The organism is Microcoleus sp. Aus8_D2, from assembly GCF_036702665.1.
In the GTDB taxonomy this organism is placed as follows: Bacteria; Cyanobacteriota; Cyanobacteriia; order Cyanobacteriales; family Microcoleaceae; genus Microcoleus.
The window spans coordinates 41727-61454 of sequence record NZ_JAUBUN010000004.1 but is presented as its reverse complement, the minus strand read 5'-3'; the positions used below and the strand labels follow the sequence as shown (position 1 = coordinate 61454).

Sequence of the window (19728 nt, the reverse complement as noted above, 5' to 3'; positions counted from 1 at the left end):
TACTGCTAATCCAGGTTCGTAGTGAGGACTTTAGTCCTTCTTAATTTTGGCGGACTCGCATTCCTCACTACAAACCTTATTGCTAATCCAGGTTCGTAGTGAGGACTTTAGTCCTTCTTAATTTTGGCGGACTCGCATTCCTCACTACAAACCTTACTGCTAATCCAGGTTCGTAGTGAGGACTTTAGTCCTTCTTAATTTTGGCGGACTCGCATTCCTCACTACAAACCTGGTAATTAAGGTTCGTAGTGAGGACTTTAGTCCTTCTGAATTTTTGCGGACTAAAGTCCTCACTACCAACCTTGTTTTGCTGTTGGAAGGAACATAAGAGGATGCCCAAGAAAATAGGCCGGCATACAGCCAGCCTAGAATCAGGAGAAATTTAATTGAAACTTGTGGACAATTCTAGCTAAACAAACCCGAAATACCGCCGACTGCTATTGCTCCAGCCAAAGCGGAAACAACTACAGAAGTTAGAGCCGTACCGAACAACCACCAAGCAGCGGTTGCGGCGGCTTCGCGCGCATCTTCTGCTTGCTGCTTGGTCTTTTTCCGGATGTCTTTAATGCGTTTTTTGGCTTCTGTTTGCAGGCGTTCCGAGCGTAATAAAACGCTGTCTCTGGCTCCTTCCATTTGGTCAACAATTCGGTGAGCGTCTGTCTCGGAAATATCGGAGCGAGAGCTCAGCAGGGCTACTAAAGTACCGCGATCGAACTCACCTAAACGCTGTTTAATGGCGTCAAATCCGGCCTGCGGATCGTCAAATACTTTGCGGAAGTCGCGCTTGATTCCTTCGTAGTTGAGCTCGGGCCGATCGAGCGAATTGAGGTAATCCCGGATTTTACCGAAAATCCCGTCAATTGTTGACTGGAACTTGTCTTGCACCATTTGAATTTGTTCGACAACTTCGTTGCGGACAGATTCAATACGATCGGCAATTTGGTTCGCTTCTTCTTCCGAGATGTCTTCCCGCTGCGACAGCAATGCTACCAGCGTACCGCGATCGAAGTGCTTCAGGCGATCGCCCAAACTTTGCATCCCCGTACCCGGTTCGCTAAACAGCAACTGCAAATCGCGCTTGATACCGTCTGGATTGAGCTCTTCCTTGTCGGTATTCCGCAAGTAATTTTCCAAACTTCCTTGGAAATCCTTGACAGTTTTTTGAGCGCGAGATGCCAAGCGGCGGGGCGATTTCACGATGCTGCGAATCGAATCTTGCACGCGATCGATCGTCCGCTCGATCTGTTCTTCGCTCAAATCTTCCCGCTGGGAAAGCAGCTTGACCAAGGTTTCGCGATCGACCTGAGAGAGTCTTTCCCGCAGCGCCAAGGCACCTTCTTTCGGATTTTCAAACAATTTGGTCAAATCCCGATTGATGCCTTCAGGATCGAGTTCTTCCAGGTTGGTATTCCGCAGGTACTCGCCAATTTTGGCAGTAACTTCCTCGTACTGCTGCTTAGCTTTATCTGCAACAATTTGCGGCGCGTGAATAATGTTGTCGCGCACCGATTCGATTTTGTCGATCGCCCGATTTACCTGTTCTTCGCTGAGGTCTTGGCGCTGCGACAGCAGTTGTACCAGCGTATCGCGATCGAATTGAGACAAGCGTTCTTTCAGAGCTTTAAATCCCGCTTGTGGGTCGCCTAACAGAGTTTGAAACTCGCGCTCGAGCGCTTCAGGATTGAGTTCTTCCTTATTAGTATTGCGGAGATACTCTTCTACCTTTTGGCGCACTTCTTGCGCTTTCGATTTCGCTTGCTCTTGCAATTCTTGAGCTTTGGAAATTACGCGATCGCGCGAACTTTCGAGGCGTCCGATTAACTGATCGGCTTCCTCGGGGCTGAAATCCTGGCGCTGGCCGAGCAACTGTACCAAAGTATCGCGATCGAATTGTGACAGGCGATCGCGCAAAGCCTCGAAACCAGCCTCGCGATCTTCCAACAGCGCTTGGAAGTCCTTCTCGATACCTTCAGGATTCAATTCTTCCTTGCCGGTCGATCGCAAATAATTCTCAATCCGGCTGCGCAAATCTTGAGATTGTTCATCACCAGCAGCAGCTTGCACAATTCCCAAAACTTCTTGACGCACGCTTTCAAGCTGTTCGGCAATTTCCGCCACCTGTTCCTGACTGAACCCTTCGCGGCGGCCCAAAATCCCTGCAAAATACTCGGGATTCAACTGATCTAACTGGCGCAAAACTGCTCCCGGAGAAGCTTCTGCGTCGTAAATAACATCCCGAAATTCTTGCTTGATAGTTTCTCGGTTGAGATGCCAAGGTTGAGCATTCAGCAAGTAATTTTCCACATCAGCCTTAGCGGTATTGAAAGGCAGTGCAGGCACTTTTTCGCCCACCTTAGAAGCCACTGATTTAGCTGTTTCCTTGCCTTTTTCTGTTAGTTGCTGCAACTGACCAGAGATTTTTTCCACATCCAAATCCGACAAATCAGTCCGCGACAAAACAGTGCCGACTAGAGCTTCCACACCCATCTGCATCGCTCGCTTCATGCTGCTGCTGCTGGATGTCGATTTATTTTCCCGAGTTTCCAGAATTTGAGACAGCTTGGCGTTGAGTTCGTCAGATTTCAACAAGTCGGGAGCCGCAAACTTAAGAAAATCAACCAACTCTAAATTAGGGTCTTTCTTGCCTTGCTGCTTGCCGAAAGTTTGCTGCCAAACGCCTTCGAGTTGGTCCGCAACTTGATTGATTTCCTCCTTAGAAAAATCCGAGCGGCTGCTAATTAAATCCACAAAAGTCTGGCGGTTAACATTCTTCAGAACATCACTTCCAGCCAGAGATTTGATATCAGCATCGCCCAGCAACTTTTCAAATTGACCGCGAATTTCCTTAACATCCAACTTCGGTAACTGCAAAGAACCGACATAATCTTGGATTGTTTCGCGAATGCTATCCGGGTCTACAGCCGAACCCAACTCGCGGCGCACAGCAGCCACAGAGGCTTCTACAGTATTGACCATTTGATCGCTGGCCATCTTGCCACCGATCGCTGAACCAGCAGTCCCCATGACGCCTTGAATGCCGGAAAATGCAGTTTTAATCAAGGAACCAATCATCGAACCGACGGCGCTAGAACCGAGCCATACCAGCGTTAAAAAGTACGCCGACCAAATGACCACACCAATAATTGCCGCACCGTCTACCGAGGCAATTGAAGTTAGTTTGACCGCCAGAAAACAAGCTAAAAATAAAGCTATGTTAACTGTGACTAAAATCCAACCGCCGACTAAGCCTTCGATCTTGCGAACTTTAGTGCCTAAAGTTTCGGACTGATCATCGTCATCGTCGGGTAAAGCCTCGTCCCAGTTGGATATTTTGGCGGCGATCGAGAAATTTGTTAACAGGAATTGGAAGCCAAAAGCCATGATGACTCCGGCGATTAATGCCACGAAAAACTGAGGGCTCAAAAACATCAGCCCTCCGATCTCGGGGTGGTCAAACGGGACATCTATTTCTATTGGCATTTGAGCAATATTGAATTTGGGACTGTACAGCGACATGAATAACTCGCTTTCAAACATAAATTACCTCCTAAAGTTTGATGCCGAATTAGGCATATTGAAATCTGCCCCTAACTTTTAAGTAGGGGATTTGGGACTTTTTAGATGGTGGTTTGTTTGGTCAGGCTTTATCTTACAGAAGCCTTGATTCGTGCAATCCGGATGAGTAGTAAATCAGTTCTCTAGTTATGTCATCCTTACTGCTGATTATGGCCCTTGAAGCTGAAGAATAAATCCCTCTAAAGTCAGAAATCAGCTTTTTTGTGAGTGATAGCAGCAGAGTTCGCCCAAAAAAGGCAAGTTTGAAGCGGGGGCGATCGCGCTACCAATTACGATCGATAGAAATCTCCCAAAACTTGTGGCGCAGGTATCTTACCTGCGATTGACAGCCTTTTCACATCGATGTCTGATATTAGTCAAGTGTGATGTGGCGCACCCTGCATATAGTAGAGTGCGCTACCTAGTTAGGATTCCGTTTGATTTTCCGGCCGAAAACGAGCTAGTAATTCCGATCGCTCTAGCTGCATAATCAGCCGCGTGCGATCGAGGGTTTCTAATTGAATCAAAGGCTCGATTATTTTGGCTAATTCTTCATCAATATCGCCAAATTTGACTTGTAACATACTCTCAACTATCAGGCGTTGACTGCGCTGGATACCTTCTTGGATACCTCGCTGAAGACCTTCTTGGATACCTTCTTGGATACCTTGCTGGATACCTCGCTGAGTTGCATCATCAAGTCGTTGCAAATAGAGGGGTGACAGTTCCATAATTAACTCCCGATCTTCTCGATCTGTGTCTTGGCGGACTTCTAAAATCCTTCGCAAGTTGTACAACAATTCTAACGCGCTCAACTGAAATAAATTATCAATAGTAACAAAGTACGAGACAGCGCACCTTACATATAGTAAAGTGCGCTCTCTCGTTAGGAATCCGTTTGATTTTGTGGCTGAAAACGAGCCAGTAATTCCGGGCGATCGAGCTGCATAATCAGCCGCGTGCGATCGAGCGTTTCTAATTGAATCAAAGGCTCGATTATCTGGGCTAATTCTTCATCAATCTCGCCAAATTTCACTTGTAGCATACTCTCAACCATCAGGCGTTGACTGCGCTGGATACCTTCCTGGATACCTCGCTGGATACCTCGCTGAGTTGCATCTTCAAGTCGTTGCAAATAGAGGGGTGACAGTTCCATAATTAACTCCCGATCTTCTCGATCTATGTCTTGGCGGACTTCTAAAATCGTTCGCAAGTTGTACAACAATTCTAACGCGCTTAACTGAAAGAAATTATCAGAGGGTAATTCTCTCAATTCAGCAATAGCTTGCTTTTGCACGTTTCCCTTCCCCAAAACCCTCAGCCACAGCGTTTCGGGAGTGCGGGGGAGTTGGTGAATCGCAACGATCGCTGATCTTAGAGACGGATTCAAAAAATAAACTCCATTTACCCAATTTTCAGGTTCAGGAGTCGCCCCAAATCCCGCTAGCATCGCGTCAGAAACCGTCGGCGACAGTATCCACAGTTGGGGCAAGTCTGCCTCTGCAATTCGAGTATTATCTCTAGTTGCGACTCGTTCATATTCCGCGTGGACATCAAAGAGTTTTCCCAGACAACTGCGAATTTCTCCCGTCTGCACTGGACTGCGGAATGGTTCAAGTACAGCGGGTTTTGCTGCAATTTGACCCAGAATGCCCAGGGCTGTGGGTTCGACATCAGGTTCCGCTTTCGGGGCAAATAAAACGTCAATCTGTCTCACTTCTCCAGCAATGTCGCGGCTGGTTTCGACATTGCCGAGAGGGGTTAATAGTTCTTTGAGATACTGTTTGGCAAATTGGTCGTGAATGAATCTTGTCATGAGACTTATCCGCTATCAACTGTTTATAAACCTCGCTATTAACTGTCAATTATCAACTCTCAATAGTCAACTGTTTGCAGCATTTACCAGCGCAGTTCCGCCGACTGCGAATACAGCCATACTCCTCGAAACGTTGACCGTGTTTGCGGACAGTAGGATAGGCTACCAAATGTACAGGAATTTTGATTATTTTGTAAACCAATCGACCAGCAGCATGAAGAACATCCCAAATTTCGCTCAAGTTAGGTTCTAGAACAAATTCTCCGATTTCATCTTTTAAGGCTACCCACTGAGATTGCAGAGTAGGATTGTGACAATTATCAAATGCTGCCATACCTTTTTGGTAGTTTTGCAAACTTTTATTCATATATTGAATCAAATCAGGCTGAGTTCTGATAATATCAGAACTTAATCTGAGATGACAATCATCCGGTATTTTAAGGAAATCAGCCAATGCGACTCTCTCAAATGCTTTTCGTCACCCTGCGGGAAGACCCAGCAGAAGCAGAAATTCCCAGCCACAAACTATTACTCCGCGCTGGGTACATCCGGCGCATCGGTAGCGGCATTTACGCTTATCTCCCTTTGATGTGGCGAGTTCTCAAAAAAGTATCTCAAATTGTGCGGGAAGAAATGGATGCTACCGGCGCTCAAGAATGCCTCCTCCCGCAACTGCAACCTGCTGATTTGTGGCGGGAATCCGGTCGCTGGGATACTTACACTCAAGCTGAAGGTATCATGTTTTCTCTCACAGACCGTCGCGATACTGAGTTGGGACTGGGCCCAACTCACGAAGAGGTAATTACTACAATTGCTAAGGATATGATTCGTTCCTATCGGCAATTACCCGTACATCTCTATCAAATTCAAACTAAGTTTCGTGATGAAATTCGCCCGCGTTTTGGGTTGATGCGCGGTCGCGAATTTATTATGAAAGATGGCTATTCTTTTCACACGAGCGAAGAAAGCCTGAAGAAAACTTATCAGGATATGGCTCAAGCTTACAGCAATATGCTGCGCCGATCGGGCTTGGAATTTCGAGCAGTAGATGCTGATTCTGGTGCCATTGGCGGCTCTGGTTCTCAAGAGTTTATGGTGCTGGCAGAAGCGGGGGAGGATGAAGTTCTCTATACTGAAGACGGTCAGTATGCTGCTAATGTGGAAAAGGCTGTCTCGATGCCTGCTGATGCGGAACCTTCGCCTTTTGCAAGTTTTGAAAAGCGGGAAACGCCGGGAACTGAAACAATTGATAAACTTTGCAATTTTTTGAAATGTTCTCCGACGCAAGTTGTCAAAAATGTGCTTTATCAGGCTGTTTATGATAATGGCACGACTGTCTTGGTGTTGGTAAGCATTCGCGGCGACCAAGATGTGAATCAGGTCAAGTTGTTGAATGAATTAACAAAATTAGCGGGTAATTATCAAGCTAAAACTGTTTTATTTTTGACGGTTCCTGATGCGGAAGCTCAAAGAAAATGGGCGGCTAAATCTTTGCCTCTGGGTTATATGGCTCCGGATGTTGCTGATGATTATATCGCTGGGAACCCCCCCCAACCCCCCCTTGGTAAGGGGGGGCAACAAGACTCAAATCCCCCCCTTGGTAAGGGGGGGCAACAAGACTCAAATCCCCCCCTTGGTAAGGGGGGGCAAGGGGGGGTATCTCCTAAGTTTTTGCGTTTGGTCGATCGCACTGCCGTCGATCTAACAAACTTTGTCACTGGTTCTAACGAGTCAGGATACCACGTGGTCGGCGCTAATTGGAATCAAGAATTTCCCCTACCAGCAACGGTTGTGGGCGTTAGAACGGCCGTTGCGGGCGATCGGGCGGTGCACAATCCCGAACAAACCTTGCAAACCGCCAGAGGCATCGAAGTTGGCCACATCTTCCAATTAGGCACCAAATACTCGCAAGCCATGGGCGCCACCTACACCAACGAACAAGGCGAAGAAATGCCCTTTATCATGGGCTGCTACGGCGTCGGCGTGTCGCGGTTGGCTCAATCTGCCGTAGAACAATCCTACGACAAAGACGGAATAATCTGGCCAGTGGCGATCGCCCCGTATCACGCCATCATTAGCATCCCCAATATTTCCGACGCCCAACAAGTAGAAGTCGCCGAAAAACTCTACAATGAACTCAACCAATCCGGAATTGAAACCTTACTAGATGACCGATCCGAACGAGCCGGAGTTAAATTTAAAGATGCCGATTTAATCGGCATTCCCTATCGCATTATTCCGGGTCGTTCGGTGAAATCAGGGAAAGTTGAAGTTGTGGAAAGAGCAACTCACAAATCCCATGAAATTCTGATTGAGGAAGTCAATTCTACTTTAAAACAGTGGATTGATGCCGCCATCAAATAAGTTTTTGTAACGGTAAGGTGCTTGCTGCACCTACATTGAGGCTAGCAAGGTGCGCACTGCGCACCCTACATAAACTTATATAAAACTTAAAACTCGACATGAATCTGAACCTAAATCAGTTTCTTCGATTCCCTCAATCCAGAATAGGGCGGTACTTAGCCCAAGTAACTGTCGTGGCGATCGCTTTCGCCGTGGGGGCGAGGCTAGCATTTTCAATTCAAGGTGTCAATCCCTTTGCTTCCTCGGTGTGGCCGCCCGCAGGAATTGCACAAGCCGGACTTTTATTGTTTGGCAGAAAAGTCTGGCCTGCGATTGTTTTGGGTATATTTTTCCTCAATTTAGTTAACCCAAGCGAACAGATATTCGTGGTTTGGCTGGGAGGAAACGTTGGTGCTATTCTCCAAGCTGTTTTTGCAGCGACTGCGCTGCGCTGGCTGGGGTTTCGTCCGTCTCTAGAACGTTTGAAAGATGTAGTTAATTTAATCTTGTTTGGCGGTATATTTTCTACTCAAATCAGTTGTACTATTGGCGCGTTTTCTATATATTTAGCGGGGAAAGTAGATGGGGCAGAATATTGGTCGCTGCGCTGGAATTGGTGGTTTGGAGATACAATGGGAGTTTTAATTTTGACTCCCTTAATTCTCATATTTTTGCGCCCGAAAGTAACCGGAGATCGTTTAAAAAGACAAGCCGAGATTCCGAAAAATTATTTAATTTGGCGGGGAGTATGGTTAATATTATTAATTGGGGTAAGCTGGCTTGTCTTTGAGTCGAAAAATGAAGCTGCTATTTCTCGCTATCCTCTGGAATATTTGCCGTTTCCTTTGATAATTTGGGCGGCGCTCCAATTCGGTCAGCGGGCCGCTGTCCTGGCATCGTTCATTGTCTCAAGCATCGCAATTTTTGGCAGTTCTCACGGAGGTGGGCCATTTATAGCCAAAGCCGAAAATATCAATCAAGCTATCTTATTCTTGCAAGCTTTTATGGCTGTAGTTACGATTACATCGCTGTTATTGGCAGCGACGGTAGCCGAACGCGCCGAGGCAGAAAATTCGCTGAGAGACAGCGAAATTAAATATCGAGAATTGGTGGAAAATGCTAACAGTATTATTGTCAAATTGGAGCCGGACGGCACAATTATTTTTTTTAATGAGTTTGCCGAAATATTCTTTGGCTACAATCAGGAAGAAATCATTGGCAAAAATGCAGTGGGAACAATTATTCCCGTGAGTGACATCGCAGGAAATAACTTAGAGTTGGTTTATAATGAAATTTTACAAAATCCCGATCGCTTTACTAGCTATGAAAATGAAAATATCCGGCGCAACGGATCTCGCATTTGGGTATCTTGGGCAAATAAACCGCTGTTTGATGCAGCGGGAGAACTCCTGGGCCTCCTCTGCATCGGCACAGATATCACCGATCGCCGAAAAGCTGAAATAGAGCTGCTTCATCTGAACGAAAAGCTGGAAATCCGAGTTGCAGAGCGGACAAATGCCCTGAAACAAAGCGAACTTCAGCTACAGAAACAGAAATCGGCATTAATTGATTTAGCAAAAAATAAAGCGCTGAATCAAGGCGACTTAACCAAAGCGCTTCAAGAAATCACTGAAACTGCTAGCCGTACTCTGGACGTTGCGCGATCGAGCATCTGGCTGTACGATCGCACAAAATCCAAGATAGAGTGTCTGGATTTGTTCGATCGCGCCCTCAACCAGCACTCAGAGGGTATAGAATTAGCAGAAGCAGACTATCCTGTCTATTTTCAAGCACTGCGAGAAGAACGCGCAATTGCTGCCTTTGACGCGCAAAAAGATTTTAGAACTAGAGAATTTGTGGAATCTTACCTAATTCCGTTGGGCATCACTTCCATGCTAGATACGCCGATTCAAATAGGCGGAGAAACAGCAGGAGTTCTCTGTTTGGAACACCTAGGAATGCCCCGTTATTGGACTATTGAAGAACAAAGTTTCGCTGTTTCTCTAACAGACTCTGTAACTTTCGCAGTGGAAGCGCGAGAACGCCAGCGCGCGGAAGCAGCACTGCGGCAAGCTGAGGCAAAATACCGCAGCATATTTGAAAAAGCGATCGTCGGCATCTTTCAAACTACTCCTGATGGGGAATATCTCAGCGTTAACCCTGCTTTAATTCGCATTTATGGTTACAGTTCCTGTGAGGAAATGCTGGAAAAGTTAACTGATATCAACCGCCAGCTATATGTAGACCCAGAACGCCGCGCCGAAATCATCGAATTAATGCAAAAAAACGGCAAAGTATCGGATTTTGAATCTCAGGTTTACCGTCAAGATGGCAGTATAATTTGGATTGCCGAAAATGCTTATACTGTCTCTGATAGACATGGCAATTTGCTTTCTTACGAAGGTACTGTTCAAGATATCACAACTCGCAAAGAAGCTGAGGCAGCTTTGCGCTTAGAACAAGAAAAATCTGACCGTCTCCTACTCAATGTTTTGCCACAAGCGATTGCCGAAAGACTCAAACAAGACCAAAGCATCATCGCCGATACTTTTGCCGAAGTCACAGTATTGTTTGCAGATATAGTCGGTTTTACTCAAATTAGTTCCCAAATTTCTCCGCCGGAATTAGTTTCCTTGCTTAACGAAATTTTTTCGACATTCGATCGCCTAGCTCAAAAGCACGGATTGGAAAAAATTAAGACGATTGGTGACGCTTATATGGTAGTGGGAGGGCTGCCCGTACCTCGCAGCGATCACGCAGAGGCGATCGCCCAAATGGCCCTGGATATGCAGCAGGCAATTATTGAATTCAGCAATACCAACAATCAAGATTTTAGCATCAGAATCGGCATCAACAGCGGCCCGGTTGTCGCCGGAGTCATCGGCATAAAAAAATTCATCTACGATTTGTGGGGAGACACAGTTAATACCGCTTCCCGTATGGAATCTCACGGCTTACCCGGTCAAATTCAAGTCACATCTGCAACTTACGAGCGATTGCAAGACAAGTATTTATTAGAAAGTCGTGGCACAATTGAAGTCAAAGGTAAAGGTGAGATGAATACTTATTTTTTAACAGGTATTAAGTTGTAAAAAAAAGGAAAAAGAAAAAAGGAAGTGAGAAGAAGGAAAGTTTAGCTTATGTTTAAGCAATTAATAACTTCCTAATCGTCTGGGTTGGTATAGACAGTGAAAAATATAAAACTCAGTATGAACAAACAAAACAATCAGTTTTTGAGATTTATTCAATCTATAAATTGGCAATACTTAGCAAAAATAACGGCCATTACTTTTGCTTACGCTTTAGGAGCAAAAATAGCATCTTCAATCCCAGGCGTGAATAAATTAGCTACCTGCGTCTGGCCGCCAGCAGGAATCGCACAAGCAGCACTTTTATTGTTTGGTTGGCGTGTTTGGCCGGGCATAGCTTTAGGCGTATTCTTTTTCGATACTATCAACCTCAATGTATCCTGGATCAGCGCATTAGTGGCTGGATTCTGTGCTTTTCTGCAAGCTTTGTGCGCCTTTATTTTGCTGCAAAAACTCGATTTTCGCCCCTCACTCGCTCGGCTGCTCGATGTAGTCAATTTAGTCTTTTGCGGTGCTGTGGTTGCAACTCAAATTAACTGCTCTCTCGGGACTCTGCGTCTGTGTTTGACTGGTCTAGTTCAGTGGAGCGAATATTGGACAATTCGGTGGAATTGGTATCTCGGAGATACCTTAGGAGTTTTGATTTTTACTCCACTGCTGCTGATTGCATACAAAAAAATAACGGCACGCAATTTACCAAATACACGCCGTACAACACTTGCAAGTCTAATTTGGCGCGGCATCTGTTTGCTGTCCTTGGTAACAGTCAGTTGGCTAGTGTACAACTCAAAAAGTGATAGCAATCTTTCCGGTTATCCTCTGGAATACTTGCCATTTCCGTTGGTGATTTGGGCAACCATTCAATTCGGACAATCTGGCGCTGTTTTAGCATCTTTCATTGTATCCAGTATCGCCATTTGGGGCGGTTCTCAGGGAGGTGGGCCATTTATTACTAAGGCTCTCAATATCAATCAGGCAATCTTATTTTTGCAGGCTTTCATGAGCGTAATTGTAATTACTTCGCTGTTGTTGGCTACCACAGTTGCTGAACGGGCCTCAGCAGAGAATTCGCTACGAGAAAGCGAAATTAAGTATCGAGAATTGGTGGAAAATGCTAACAGTATTATTTTAAAAATAGATACGGAAGGCAATATTACTTTTTTTAATGAATTTGCACAGAAATTTTTTGGTTACAGGGAAGAAGAAATACTGGGAAAAAACGCTGTTGGCACAATTGTCCCCCAGACAGATACAGCGGGAAACGACCTGGCCATATTATTGAGAAATATTTTAAATAACCCGGAAGAATATACGACAAATGAAAATGAAAGTATTCAACGTAACGGATCTCGTGTTTGGGTATCGTGGGCAAATAAACCGCTGTTTGATGCAGCAGGAAAGTTCGCGGGACTACTAGCAATCGGTACGGATATCACAGGTAGAAGGCAGGCTGAAATTTCGTTGCACAAGCTGAATGAAGAGTTAGAATCTAGAGTTGAAGAACGAACTAATGCTCTCAATGATACTTTAAGTGCACTGCGAGTTCAACAGGAACAATCAGAACGGTTGTTGTTGAATATTTTACCGGAAGAAATAGCAAATCGTTTGAAGCAGGGAGATAGTACGATCGCAGATACTTTTGCTGATGTTACTGTATTATTTGCGGACATCGTAGGTTTTACTCAATTGAGTGCGCGAGTTTCTCCAACAGAATTAGTTGCTTTGTTGAATAACATTTTTTCGACTTTTGATAACTTAGCAGAAAGGCACGGTTTAGAAAAAATTAAGACGATTGGCGATGCTTACATGGTTGTTGGAGGGCTGCCAATTACTCGCCCAGATCACGCAGAGGCGATCGCAGAAATGGCCTTGGATATGCAGGAGGCGATTATTGACTTCAGCAAAACTCAAAATCAACATCTTAGTATCAGAATCGGAATTAACACTGGCCCGGTTGTCGCCGGAGTCATCGGGATTAAAAAATTTATTTACGATTTGTGGGGAGACACCGTTAACACGGCTTCTCGCATGGAATCTCACGGCAAGCCCGGGAGCATTCACGTCACATCTACAACTTATCATAAATTGCAGGAAAAGTATGTATTTGAAAGTCGCGGTGCGATCGAAGTTAAAGGTAAAGGGATGATGACTACTTATTTACTGAAATACCGAAAATTGGTTTAATCTAATATGCTTGGGTTAACACTGTTTATTACCCGGAGATCCCCCTCGCATCCCCCTGATTGTTGGGGGACGAAACAGAATACTCTTGTCCCCCCCTTTTTTAAGGGGGGTTAGGGGGGATCTCCGGGGTTCTAATCTAGATTTTTCTCTAAAAGTAAGGGCGATCGCACTTTTAATGTACGCGATCGCCCTTTGCTCAACTAACAAGGTTATTTAAAGCTTGTAAAGATTAATTCCAGCTTCCTTCGCCATAATTTCTAAACCCTTGTGTTCCAAGGTTTTAATCGCCTTCGTAGAAAGGTGTAACTTTACCCAACGCTGCTGCTGCGGCCACCAAATCCGCTTCCACTGCAAATTTGCTTCTTGCAACTTGTGAGTGCGGTGGTGCGAGTGAGAAACCGCAAAACCGTTATTCGCCTTTTTCCCCGTTAGCTGACATTTCCGTGACATATTGCCCTCCAGACTACTTTTTTTGATGCAGCCTTTTATTATAGAGCAACTGCGGACTACCCCCCTAGCCCCCCTTGTTAAGGGGGAGACAAGAAAAGCCCTCTAGCCTCGCTGGTGAAGGGCTTATCAGAAAACCGACTGTTTCCAACAAACCAAACTCTAGCTCCCCTCAAAGCATCGGGGGGTTGGGGGGGTTCTTACATTGCACGTTCAGTCAATTTTGTCAAGACGCTGTTCGATCGCTCAACAAACTCCTGCATCCCTTCAGCATCGAAACCCTTCTGGGCCATCAAAGCCAAGTCATAAACGTGATGACAAATCATGCTGGCCAACTGCGCCGACGGAGACTCGCCGCCACCTTGAATAATCGCACCCTGACCCAAACTCGCCAGATTTTGAATCAGCGGGTGAGACGTATTCACCAGCAAAACGTGTTCTTCGGGGAATTCGGCCGCTTGCTGCTGTAAAAGCGCCGTCATATCCCGCATCCGGCGCAAAGCCTCCGGTAACAGGACGATCGCAGGTGGCGCCGCCTCCGCAGAGTCAGACTTCAAAGCTTCAGTGCGGATGTTCACTTTCGGCTTGTTGAGAGCCTTTTGGAACATTTCTTTGACTTGTTCGCTGCGAGTTTTGTTCGTCGCCGGATCGACAATTTCCGCTTCTTTTTCTTTGTCAATTAGCGTGTCGTCAATGTCAGAATCCACCCGCGAGAATTTAACATCTGAGTATTCGCGTTCCAAGAAACTGATAAAGTGCGTGTCAATGAAAGAATCCATAAACAGCACTTCTAAACCTTGGCTTTTGTGCAGGGCGACATAAGTTGCTTGCGACGCAGGTTCAGTGCAGTAAAACACCCGATTTTCGTGGCGTTTTTGATTGCGTTCCAAATACTCTTTCAGCGTCGTGTAAGGTTGCGTCGAAGTAGAACCGTCCGATTTGGGAGTGACATCTTGCCACAAATCTCCGTCCTCAGTTTGCACCTGCACTTCTGGCGTTGCAGTTTCCGGTTTTTCTGCTGTTGGTTCGTAGGTGCTGCGGTAGATTAAGATATCTTCGACTTGTTTTTTGAACTTGTCATCGTTGAGAGAACCAAACTTGACAAAAGTGCCGATATCTTGCCAGCAGCGGATGTATTCATCGCGGTCATCGCGGTAAAGTTCTTTCAGGCGATCGCCCACTTTTTTCGCAATATAATCAGCAATTCTTCTGACTGTGCGATTGCTTTGCAAAGAACTGCGAGAAACGTTCAGCGGAATATCGGTACTGTCAATGACTCCCCGCAGCGGCATCAAGAATTTAGGGATGATTTCTTCGCAGTGATCGCTGACAAAAACCTGGTTGGAGAAGAGCTTAATATTGCCTTGGGTAACATCAACATCCGGCCGCAGTTTCGGAAAATAAAGAATCCCGTTGACAATGAAAGGATAATCTGTATTCAGGTGTACCCACAGTAGCGGCTCGTCTTGGAACGGGTAAAGATAGCGGTACAGTTCTAAGTAATCTTCTTTTTGCAAATTGCTGGCTGATTCCCGCCAAATTGCCTGGTGCTTGTTGAGTTGCTCTCCCTCAAAGTTGATGGGGACTGGCATGAAATCGCAGTAGGTTTTAATTAACTGCTTGATGCGACTGGGTTCTACATATTCCAGTTCTTCATCTTGTAGGGTGAGAGTAATTGTAGTGCCGCGTTCAGTACGGGTAGATTCTGATAGTTCAAAAGCGGGGGAACCGTCGCAAGACCAGTGTACTGCTTGGGAAGATTCTTTGTAGGAAAGGGTTTCAATATCTACTTGCTTTGCCACCATGAAAGATGAGTAGAAACCGAGACCGAAGTGACCGATGATTGCGTCGTCGCCGCTGCCTTGGTATTTTTGAATAAATTCTTCAGCGCTGGAAAAAGCGACTTGGTTGATGTATTTTTTTACCTCATCGGCGGTCATGCCGATGCCGTTATCGGAAATAGAGAGGGTTTTGTTTTCTTTGTCAATTGCAATGTTGATTTGCGGTTCGCCAATGTCGCCGGTGTATTCGCCGGAACGCGAAACCATTTTGAGTTTGGCTATGGCATCGACGGCGTTAGAAATTAGTTCCCGCAAGAAGACTTCGTGGTCGGTGTATAGCGACTTCTTGATAATCGGGAAAATATTCTCGGTATGGATCGAGATTGTTCCCTGTTCTAAAACTGTCATAATTCTTCGGTGATAATTGTGAGAAATTAACTGTCCCAGGTCAAGCGGTCAACTAAGAGGGCCCGCACGCACCATCCACCGCCCCTACAAACGGTCAACTGTCAACTGTCAAGCGGTCAACTGTCAACTGACTATTTAATGATTTTCGGCGATCGCGCTATCTTCTGCAAAAGGGATTACCCTAAAAAGATGATTCGGTTTCCCTCACATAGTAGCTCACAAAGGCAACCGCAGGACAAAGGTACTGCCGGAACCCAATTCGCTGCGGGCGCTGAGGCTGCCGCGGTGTGCCCGGGCGATCGCCCGCGCGATCGCCAATCCGAGTCCCGAACCGCCCGTATGGCGCGATCGATCGCTGTTGACTCGGTAAAAGCGATCGAATATCCGCGGTAAATCTGCCGCCGCTATCCCAATACCCGTATCTTGCACCTGAATTATCGCCTCCTGGTGACTGCAATCTAAGATTACTGTGACTTTTCCCCCAGCCGGAGTGTATTGAATTGCGTTCACAATTAAGTTAGTAACGAGACGGTAAAGTCGATCGGCATCTCCGACAACATTTAACTGCTGCTGTGCGCGGATTTCCGAGGTTAGGGCTACCTGGGAGGATCTCGCCAAAGCAGCCAATTCCTCGACTAAATCGCTCACCAAGTCGTTCAAACAACAAAGCTGAGGGCGATCCTCTTCGTTGATGAGCCTCCCGTAGGGGCGGGCTTCGCTAACGGATTTTGGTTGAGAGTCCATCCGCGCCAACAACAACAAATCAGTGACTAACTGAGTCAAGCGTCGATTTTGGCGATCGATCGTCCGCAAAATTTCCCGCGCTTCTTTTTCATCCAATTCTGGCATCAACAGCGCCGATTCTACGGTAGCTTGAGATGCCGCTAAAGGCGTCCGCAATTCGTGAGCAGCATCCGCCGTAAACTGTTGGATTTGTCGGTAAGAAGCATAAATCGGTTTCATCGCCAATCCCGCCAGCCACCAACTAGAAAAACCCACCAAAATTAACGCTGTCGGCAATCCAAACTTTAAAATTAATTTGACTGTACTGAGATAATCGTTGAAGTCTTGCAAGCTCCGCCCTACTTGAAAATATCCCCAATTTTCCAGGGTGTTAGTGTGCAGCGATACAGAAATTTGATGATAAATATTGCCTTTGCTATCAGCGATTGTTTGCCAGTGTTGGGAGTTAAATCTCGGCGGCAATGTTTCGGGATAAGCGCCTGCTGTAGCAATCAATTTCCCAGAAGAGTCAAATAAACGGATATAGTAATAGCTTTGGTTGATGGCGCTTAAAATATGGCGATCGGGCAACTGTTCTTTAACCCCGTTAACTCCAATTACGCGGAGGTTTGGCAAAAGTTCATAGACGATTGGTTCTAGGCGCCCGGGCTGCTGTAGCTTGATTTCGAGGCTATCGTGGAGTGTCCCAGCTACCGATTCTAGTTCGCGATCTATGGCGATCCAGTGCGCGTGGGCGATCGCCTTATATACACCAAATCCCAACAAACTTAAAATCAAACCCATTACTGCCGCATAGGAAAGAGCTAATTGCGATCGAGTGCGGTTAAATAGTTTATTTTGATTCACATTGATTCGAGGGAGATTTTTTAAGGTAAATATCCCAAGGTAAATAATACATTGTTTTCTAATTGTACCAATGTCTCTGGATTCACTTCACCAATTTTATGTCGCAATCGTGTTTGATCCAAAACTCGCATTTGATGGCACAATGCAACCGAATCTTGAGTCAACCCTCCCTCACCGCTGGGAATGAAAACACATGAAGGAAGAGAGGCACGGCGCAGATTAGTTGTGAGAGGAATACTAATAACAGTATTCGTATATCTCGAAACAGTATCATTCTGGAAAATAATTATGGGACGTACACCTGCCTGTTCGGAACCTTGGGTAGGATCGAGGGCTGCAATCCAGATTTCACCCCGTCTGATTGTCATTGCAAATCCTCACGTTTTAGTATTTCTGCATATTCGCTCATACCTACTTCTGCAAGTTGTCTATCTTCTTCGGCAAATTCGCTATAGAGTGCGGCTAAGTTGCTTTCATCTATTGCTACATTACTAACTAATCTGGCACGAAATTTCAGAAAAGAAATAAATTCAAACACTTGTTTGAGTTGTTCTAGATCGAGCTTTTCTAACTCTTGTTGGATTAAATCTTTCATGGGAGCCATCTTTGCGATCGAGTTTTCTATATTATAGCCAGATACTGGAAATGCGATCTAGTTTACCCTGGCACTGCAAACCTGCAATATCGGTGCGTAGTGCGCACCCTACTTTCAATTTCTCATCCGGTATCCGACGCCGTGGACAGTTTCGATTAAGTTCGCACAGCCAACTGATTCGAGTTTGCGCCGCAGCAAGCGCACTTGAGCGGCTACTACATTGCTAAAAGTATCTGCACTGGCTTCCCATATCTGATTCCGAATTTGGTCGGTGGTGACAATTTGATTCGGATGTTTCATGAAATATTCTAACAATTGAAATTCTTTATTAGTCAGCGAAATAGTCTGGTTTGTGCCGTTTTGATTGAGGTGACAAGCCGTGCGATTACCGCAATCTAAGGCGAGATTGCCGATTTGTAGCTGTTGGGGCTGTATTTGGGGCGATCGCCTTTGCAGCGCCCGCAACCTTGCTAACAATTCCGCCATCCCGAAGGGCTTGACTAAATAATCGTCAGCCCCCGCATCCAATCCCGCCACTTTATCTTCCATCCTGTCTTTGGCTGTCAGCATCAAAACTGGCAAAAAACTATGTTTGGCGCGCAACCTTCGCAGCAATTCTATTCCCGACAATCCCGGAAGCAACCAGTCAAAGATGGCTAGGGTGTATTCCGTCCACTGACTGTCTAGATATTCCCAAGCTTCATTCCCATCCTGGGCCCAGTCAACTATGTATTTTTCTTGCTTCAAAGTGCGATCGATCGCCTTTCCTAAATCTGGCTCATCTTCAACTAGCAAAATTCTCATAAAAAATAAGCTTTTGGGGATTTAAATTTAATGGTCGGGGCGGGCAAGATGTTAAGGTTATGGGCGGGCAAGATGCCCACCCCACGGATGGTTTGAAATAACATAAATGTACAACAAATTAAATGCGCGAAAGCTGATATCAATTTTCATAATTACTGCAATATTATTCGTAGGGTGTGTCGCAATCAACAATCTCTGAATAAAAACGGACAATCTCATAGATCCGCACCTCATCCCATCAAAAATCATGCAACAGTTACATAAAGCTTGAAAACAGGTATTAACTTTAACTTCCGCTCAGTATATCTGAATGCCAACTCTACCGAGGAGAACCTATGCGTTTATTCCCACAATTTTACCAGATATTGCGTACTCCCAGTTGTTGCTGTAACCGGGTGTCTGAATACCGCGCATACTGCTTAAATAAACTTGGTCTTGGTAGTAGGGACACGGCACTGCCGTGTCCTCACAAATATCAGCCGCTACATGATTACTTTTGTTAACAAAAACCCGCTCGCTCAAACAACCGGGTATCCACAACTAAATTTTACTCAATCTACTGAGTGAATGTAAAACGACCGTCCACTTTTTCTCCTTTAATATCCGCGTTCACCTTCACAGGATACTGACCGGCACCTTTGACAGGAAACACAGCAGTATAATGTTTATCTGCCGGATCGTATTTAAAAGCTAGCGTTTGTTGCTTTCCATTCGGCAACTGCACTTGAGCGGACACTTTCGCATCAGCGACTGTTTCCTTTTTATCGCCTTTTTGCAGGTACAAATCTAAGTGAGTCCCAGTAGCTTGTTTTTCAGGTACAAACTCTAAATGATAAGCTCCAGCATTGACAACTTGACCGCCTTTAGCTCCTTTTGCACCAGCAGGAGCAGCCGCGGGAGCGGAAGACGCAGGTTTTGAAGCAGCAGGTGGGGATTCTGGGCTGGTATTTTTTGTATCATCGCTTGGTTTGCCACCTCCACCGCAAGCTCCCAAAAATAGCAGTCCGACACTGCTGAGAATAATTAAACTTGATTTGATCGTTTTCATGTGCTTGACTCTTTGCGGACAATTATTCGTAAATTATGGCATTTTAAAACAGGGCGTCAAGGACAATC

At 45.6% G+C, this 19728-nt stretch carries 13 protein-coding genes and 1 pseudogene; 3 read left to right on the top strand and 11 right to left on the bottom strand.

The genetic code is table 11. The features are described from left to right. Positions 1-405 precede the first annotated feature (405 nt). The 4 genes and pseudogenes from QUB64_RS04400 to QUB64_RS04385 all read right to left on the bottom strand — a co-directional run bounded on the left by QUB64_RS04400 (position 406) and on the right by QUB64_RS04385 (position 5825). The gene (locus QUB64_RS04400) at positions 406-3537 is read right to left on the bottom strand and encodes an MFS transporter (protein WP_333269561.1); all 3132 of its coding nucleotides are present in this window, start codon (positions 3535-3537) and stop codon (positions 406-408) included. Between the two features lie 443 nt (positions 3538-3980). Further along, positions 3981-4385 (bottom strand): annotated as a pseudogene (locus QUB64_RS04395) (hypothetical protein); the annotation flags it as partial. A 56-nt stretch (positions 4386-4441) separates the two neighbouring features. Next, entirely contained in the window at positions 4442-5371 is a 930-nt protein-coding gene (locus tag QUB64_RS04390) for a hypothetical protein (RefSeq protein WP_333269562.1), read from the bottom strand. Positions 5372-5423: 52 nt separating this feature from the next. Further along, on the bottom strand, positions 5424-5825 hold the full coding sequence (locus QUB64_RS04385; protein ID WP_333269563.1) for a hypothetical protein: 402 nt from the start codon (positions 5823-5825) through the stop codon (positions 5424-5426). Between QUB64_RS04385 and proS the strand changes: the two genes are divergently transcribed. The 3 genes from proS to QUB64_RS04370 all read left to right on the top strand — a co-directional run bounded on the left by proS (position 5825) and on the right by QUB64_RS04370 (position 12987). Continuing rightward, positions 5825-7735: a proline--tRNA ligase gene (proS, locus tag QUB64_RS04380; protein WP_333269564.1), complete on the top strand. Its 1911-nt coding sequence runs from the start codon at positions 5825-5827 to the stop codon at positions 7733-7735. The two genes, QUB64_RS04385 and proS, sit on opposite strands and share 1 nt — an antisense overlap. A 98-nt stretch (positions 7736-7833) precedes the next feature. Beyond that, positions 7834-10806, top strand: a complete 2973-nt coding sequence (locus QUB64_RS04375) for an adenylate/guanylate cyclase domain-containing protein (RefSeq protein WP_333269565.1) — start codon at positions 7834-7836, stop codon at positions 10804-10806. A gap of 117 nt (positions 10807-10923) precedes the next feature. Then, positions 10924-12987 (top strand): adenylate/guanylate cyclase domain-containing protein, encoded by a 2064-nt coding sequence (locus tag QUB64_RS04370; RefSeq protein WP_333269566.1) that lies wholly within the window; start codon positions 10924-10926, stop codon positions 12985-12987. Positions 12988-13200: 213 nt separating this feature from the next. Here QUB64_RS04370 and rpmB read toward each other — a convergent pair whose 3' ends face one another. From rpmB to QUB64_RS04335, 7 genes are all read right to left on the bottom strand, one after another. Then, positions 13201-13437: a 50S ribosomal protein L28 gene (gene rpmB / locus QUB64_RS04365; protein WP_333269567.1), complete on the bottom strand. Its 237-nt coding sequence runs from the start codon at positions 13435-13437 to the stop codon at positions 13201-13203. Between the two features lie 197 nt (positions 13438-13634). Next, entirely contained in the window at positions 13635-15623 is a 1989-nt protein-coding gene (gene htpG / locus QUB64_RS04360; protein ID WP_333269568.1) for a molecular chaperone HtpG, read from the bottom strand. A 216-nt stretch (positions 15624-15839) separates the two neighbouring features. Further along, positions 15840-17213, bottom strand: coding sequence for a two-component system sensor histidine kinase RppB (rppB, locus tag QUB64_RS04355; protein ID WP_333269569.1), 1374 nt, complete (start codon positions 17211-17213; stop codon positions 15840-15842). 20 nt (positions 17214-17233) lie between these two features. Beyond that, positions 17234-17581 carry a type II toxin-antitoxin system PemK/MazF family toxin gene (locus QUB64_RS04350; protein ID WP_333269570.1) on the bottom strand — a complete coding sequence of 116 codons (348 nt, stop codon included), beginning with the start codon at positions 17579-17581 and terminating at the stop codon, positions 17234-17236. Then, positions 17578-17808 carry a hypothetical protein gene (locus QUB64_RS04345; RefSeq protein WP_333269571.1) on the bottom strand — a complete coding sequence of 77 codons (231 nt, stop codon included), beginning with the start codon at positions 17806-17808 and terminating at the stop codon, positions 17578-17580. Before QUB64_RS04345 ends, QUB64_RS04350 begins: the two co-directional genes overlap by 4 nt. A 114-nt stretch (positions 17809-17922) precedes the next feature. Further along, the gene (gene rppA, locus QUB64_RS04340; RefSeq protein WP_333269572.1) at positions 17923-18612 is read right to left on the bottom strand and encodes a two-component system response regulator RppA; all 690 of its coding nucleotides are present in this window, start codon (positions 18610-18612) and stop codon (positions 17923-17925) included. A gap of 556 nt (positions 18613-19168) precedes the next feature. Next, positions 19169-19660, bottom strand: coding sequence for a hypothetical protein (locus tag QUB64_RS04335; RefSeq protein WP_333269573.1), 492 nt, complete (start codon positions 19658-19660; stop codon positions 19169-19171). Positions 19661-19728: the final 68 nt, after the last annotated feature.

Coding starts and splice junctions, on each gene's coding strand:
- QUB64_RS04400 (WP_333269561.1), bottom strand. CDS start 3,537: ATGTTTGAAAGCGAGTTATTCATGTCGCTGTACAGTCCCAAATTCAAT.
- QUB64_RS04390 (WP_333269562.1), bottom strand. CDS start 5,371: ATGACAAGATTCATTCACGACCAATTTGCCAAACAGTATCTCAAAGAA.
- proS (WP_333269564.1), top strand. CDS start 5,825: ATGCGACTCTCTCAAATGCTTTTCGTCACCCTGCGGGAAGACCCAGCA.
- QUB64_RS04375 (WP_333269565.1), top strand. CDS start 7,834: ATGAATCTGAACCTAAATCAGTTTCTTCGATTCCCTCAATCCAGAATA.
- QUB64_RS04370 (WP_333269566.1), top strand. CDS start 10,924: ATGAACAAACAAAACAATCAGTTTTTGAGATTTATTCAATCTATAAAT.
- rpmB (WP_333269567.1), bottom strand. CDS start 13,437: ATGTCACGGAAATGTCAGCTAACGGGGAAAAAGGCGAATAACGGTTTT.
- htpG (WP_333269568.1), bottom strand. CDS start 15,623: ATGACAGTTTTAGAACAGGGAACAATCTCGATCCATACCGAGAATATT.
- QUB64_RS04350 (WP_333269570.1), bottom strand. CDS start 17,581: ATGACAATCAGACGGGGTGAAATCTGGATTGCAGCCCTCGATCCTACC.
- QUB64_RS04345 (WP_333269571.1), bottom strand. CDS start 17,808: ATGAAAGATTTAATCCAACAAGAGTTAGAAAAGCTCGATCTAGAACAA.
- rppA (WP_333269572.1), bottom strand. CDS start 18,612: ATGAGAATTTTGCTAGTTGAAGATGAGCCAGATTTAGGAAAGGCGATC.
- QUB64_RS04335 (WP_333269573.1), bottom strand. CDS start 19,660: ATGAAAACGATCAAATCAAGTTTAATTATTCTCAGCAGTGTCGGACTG.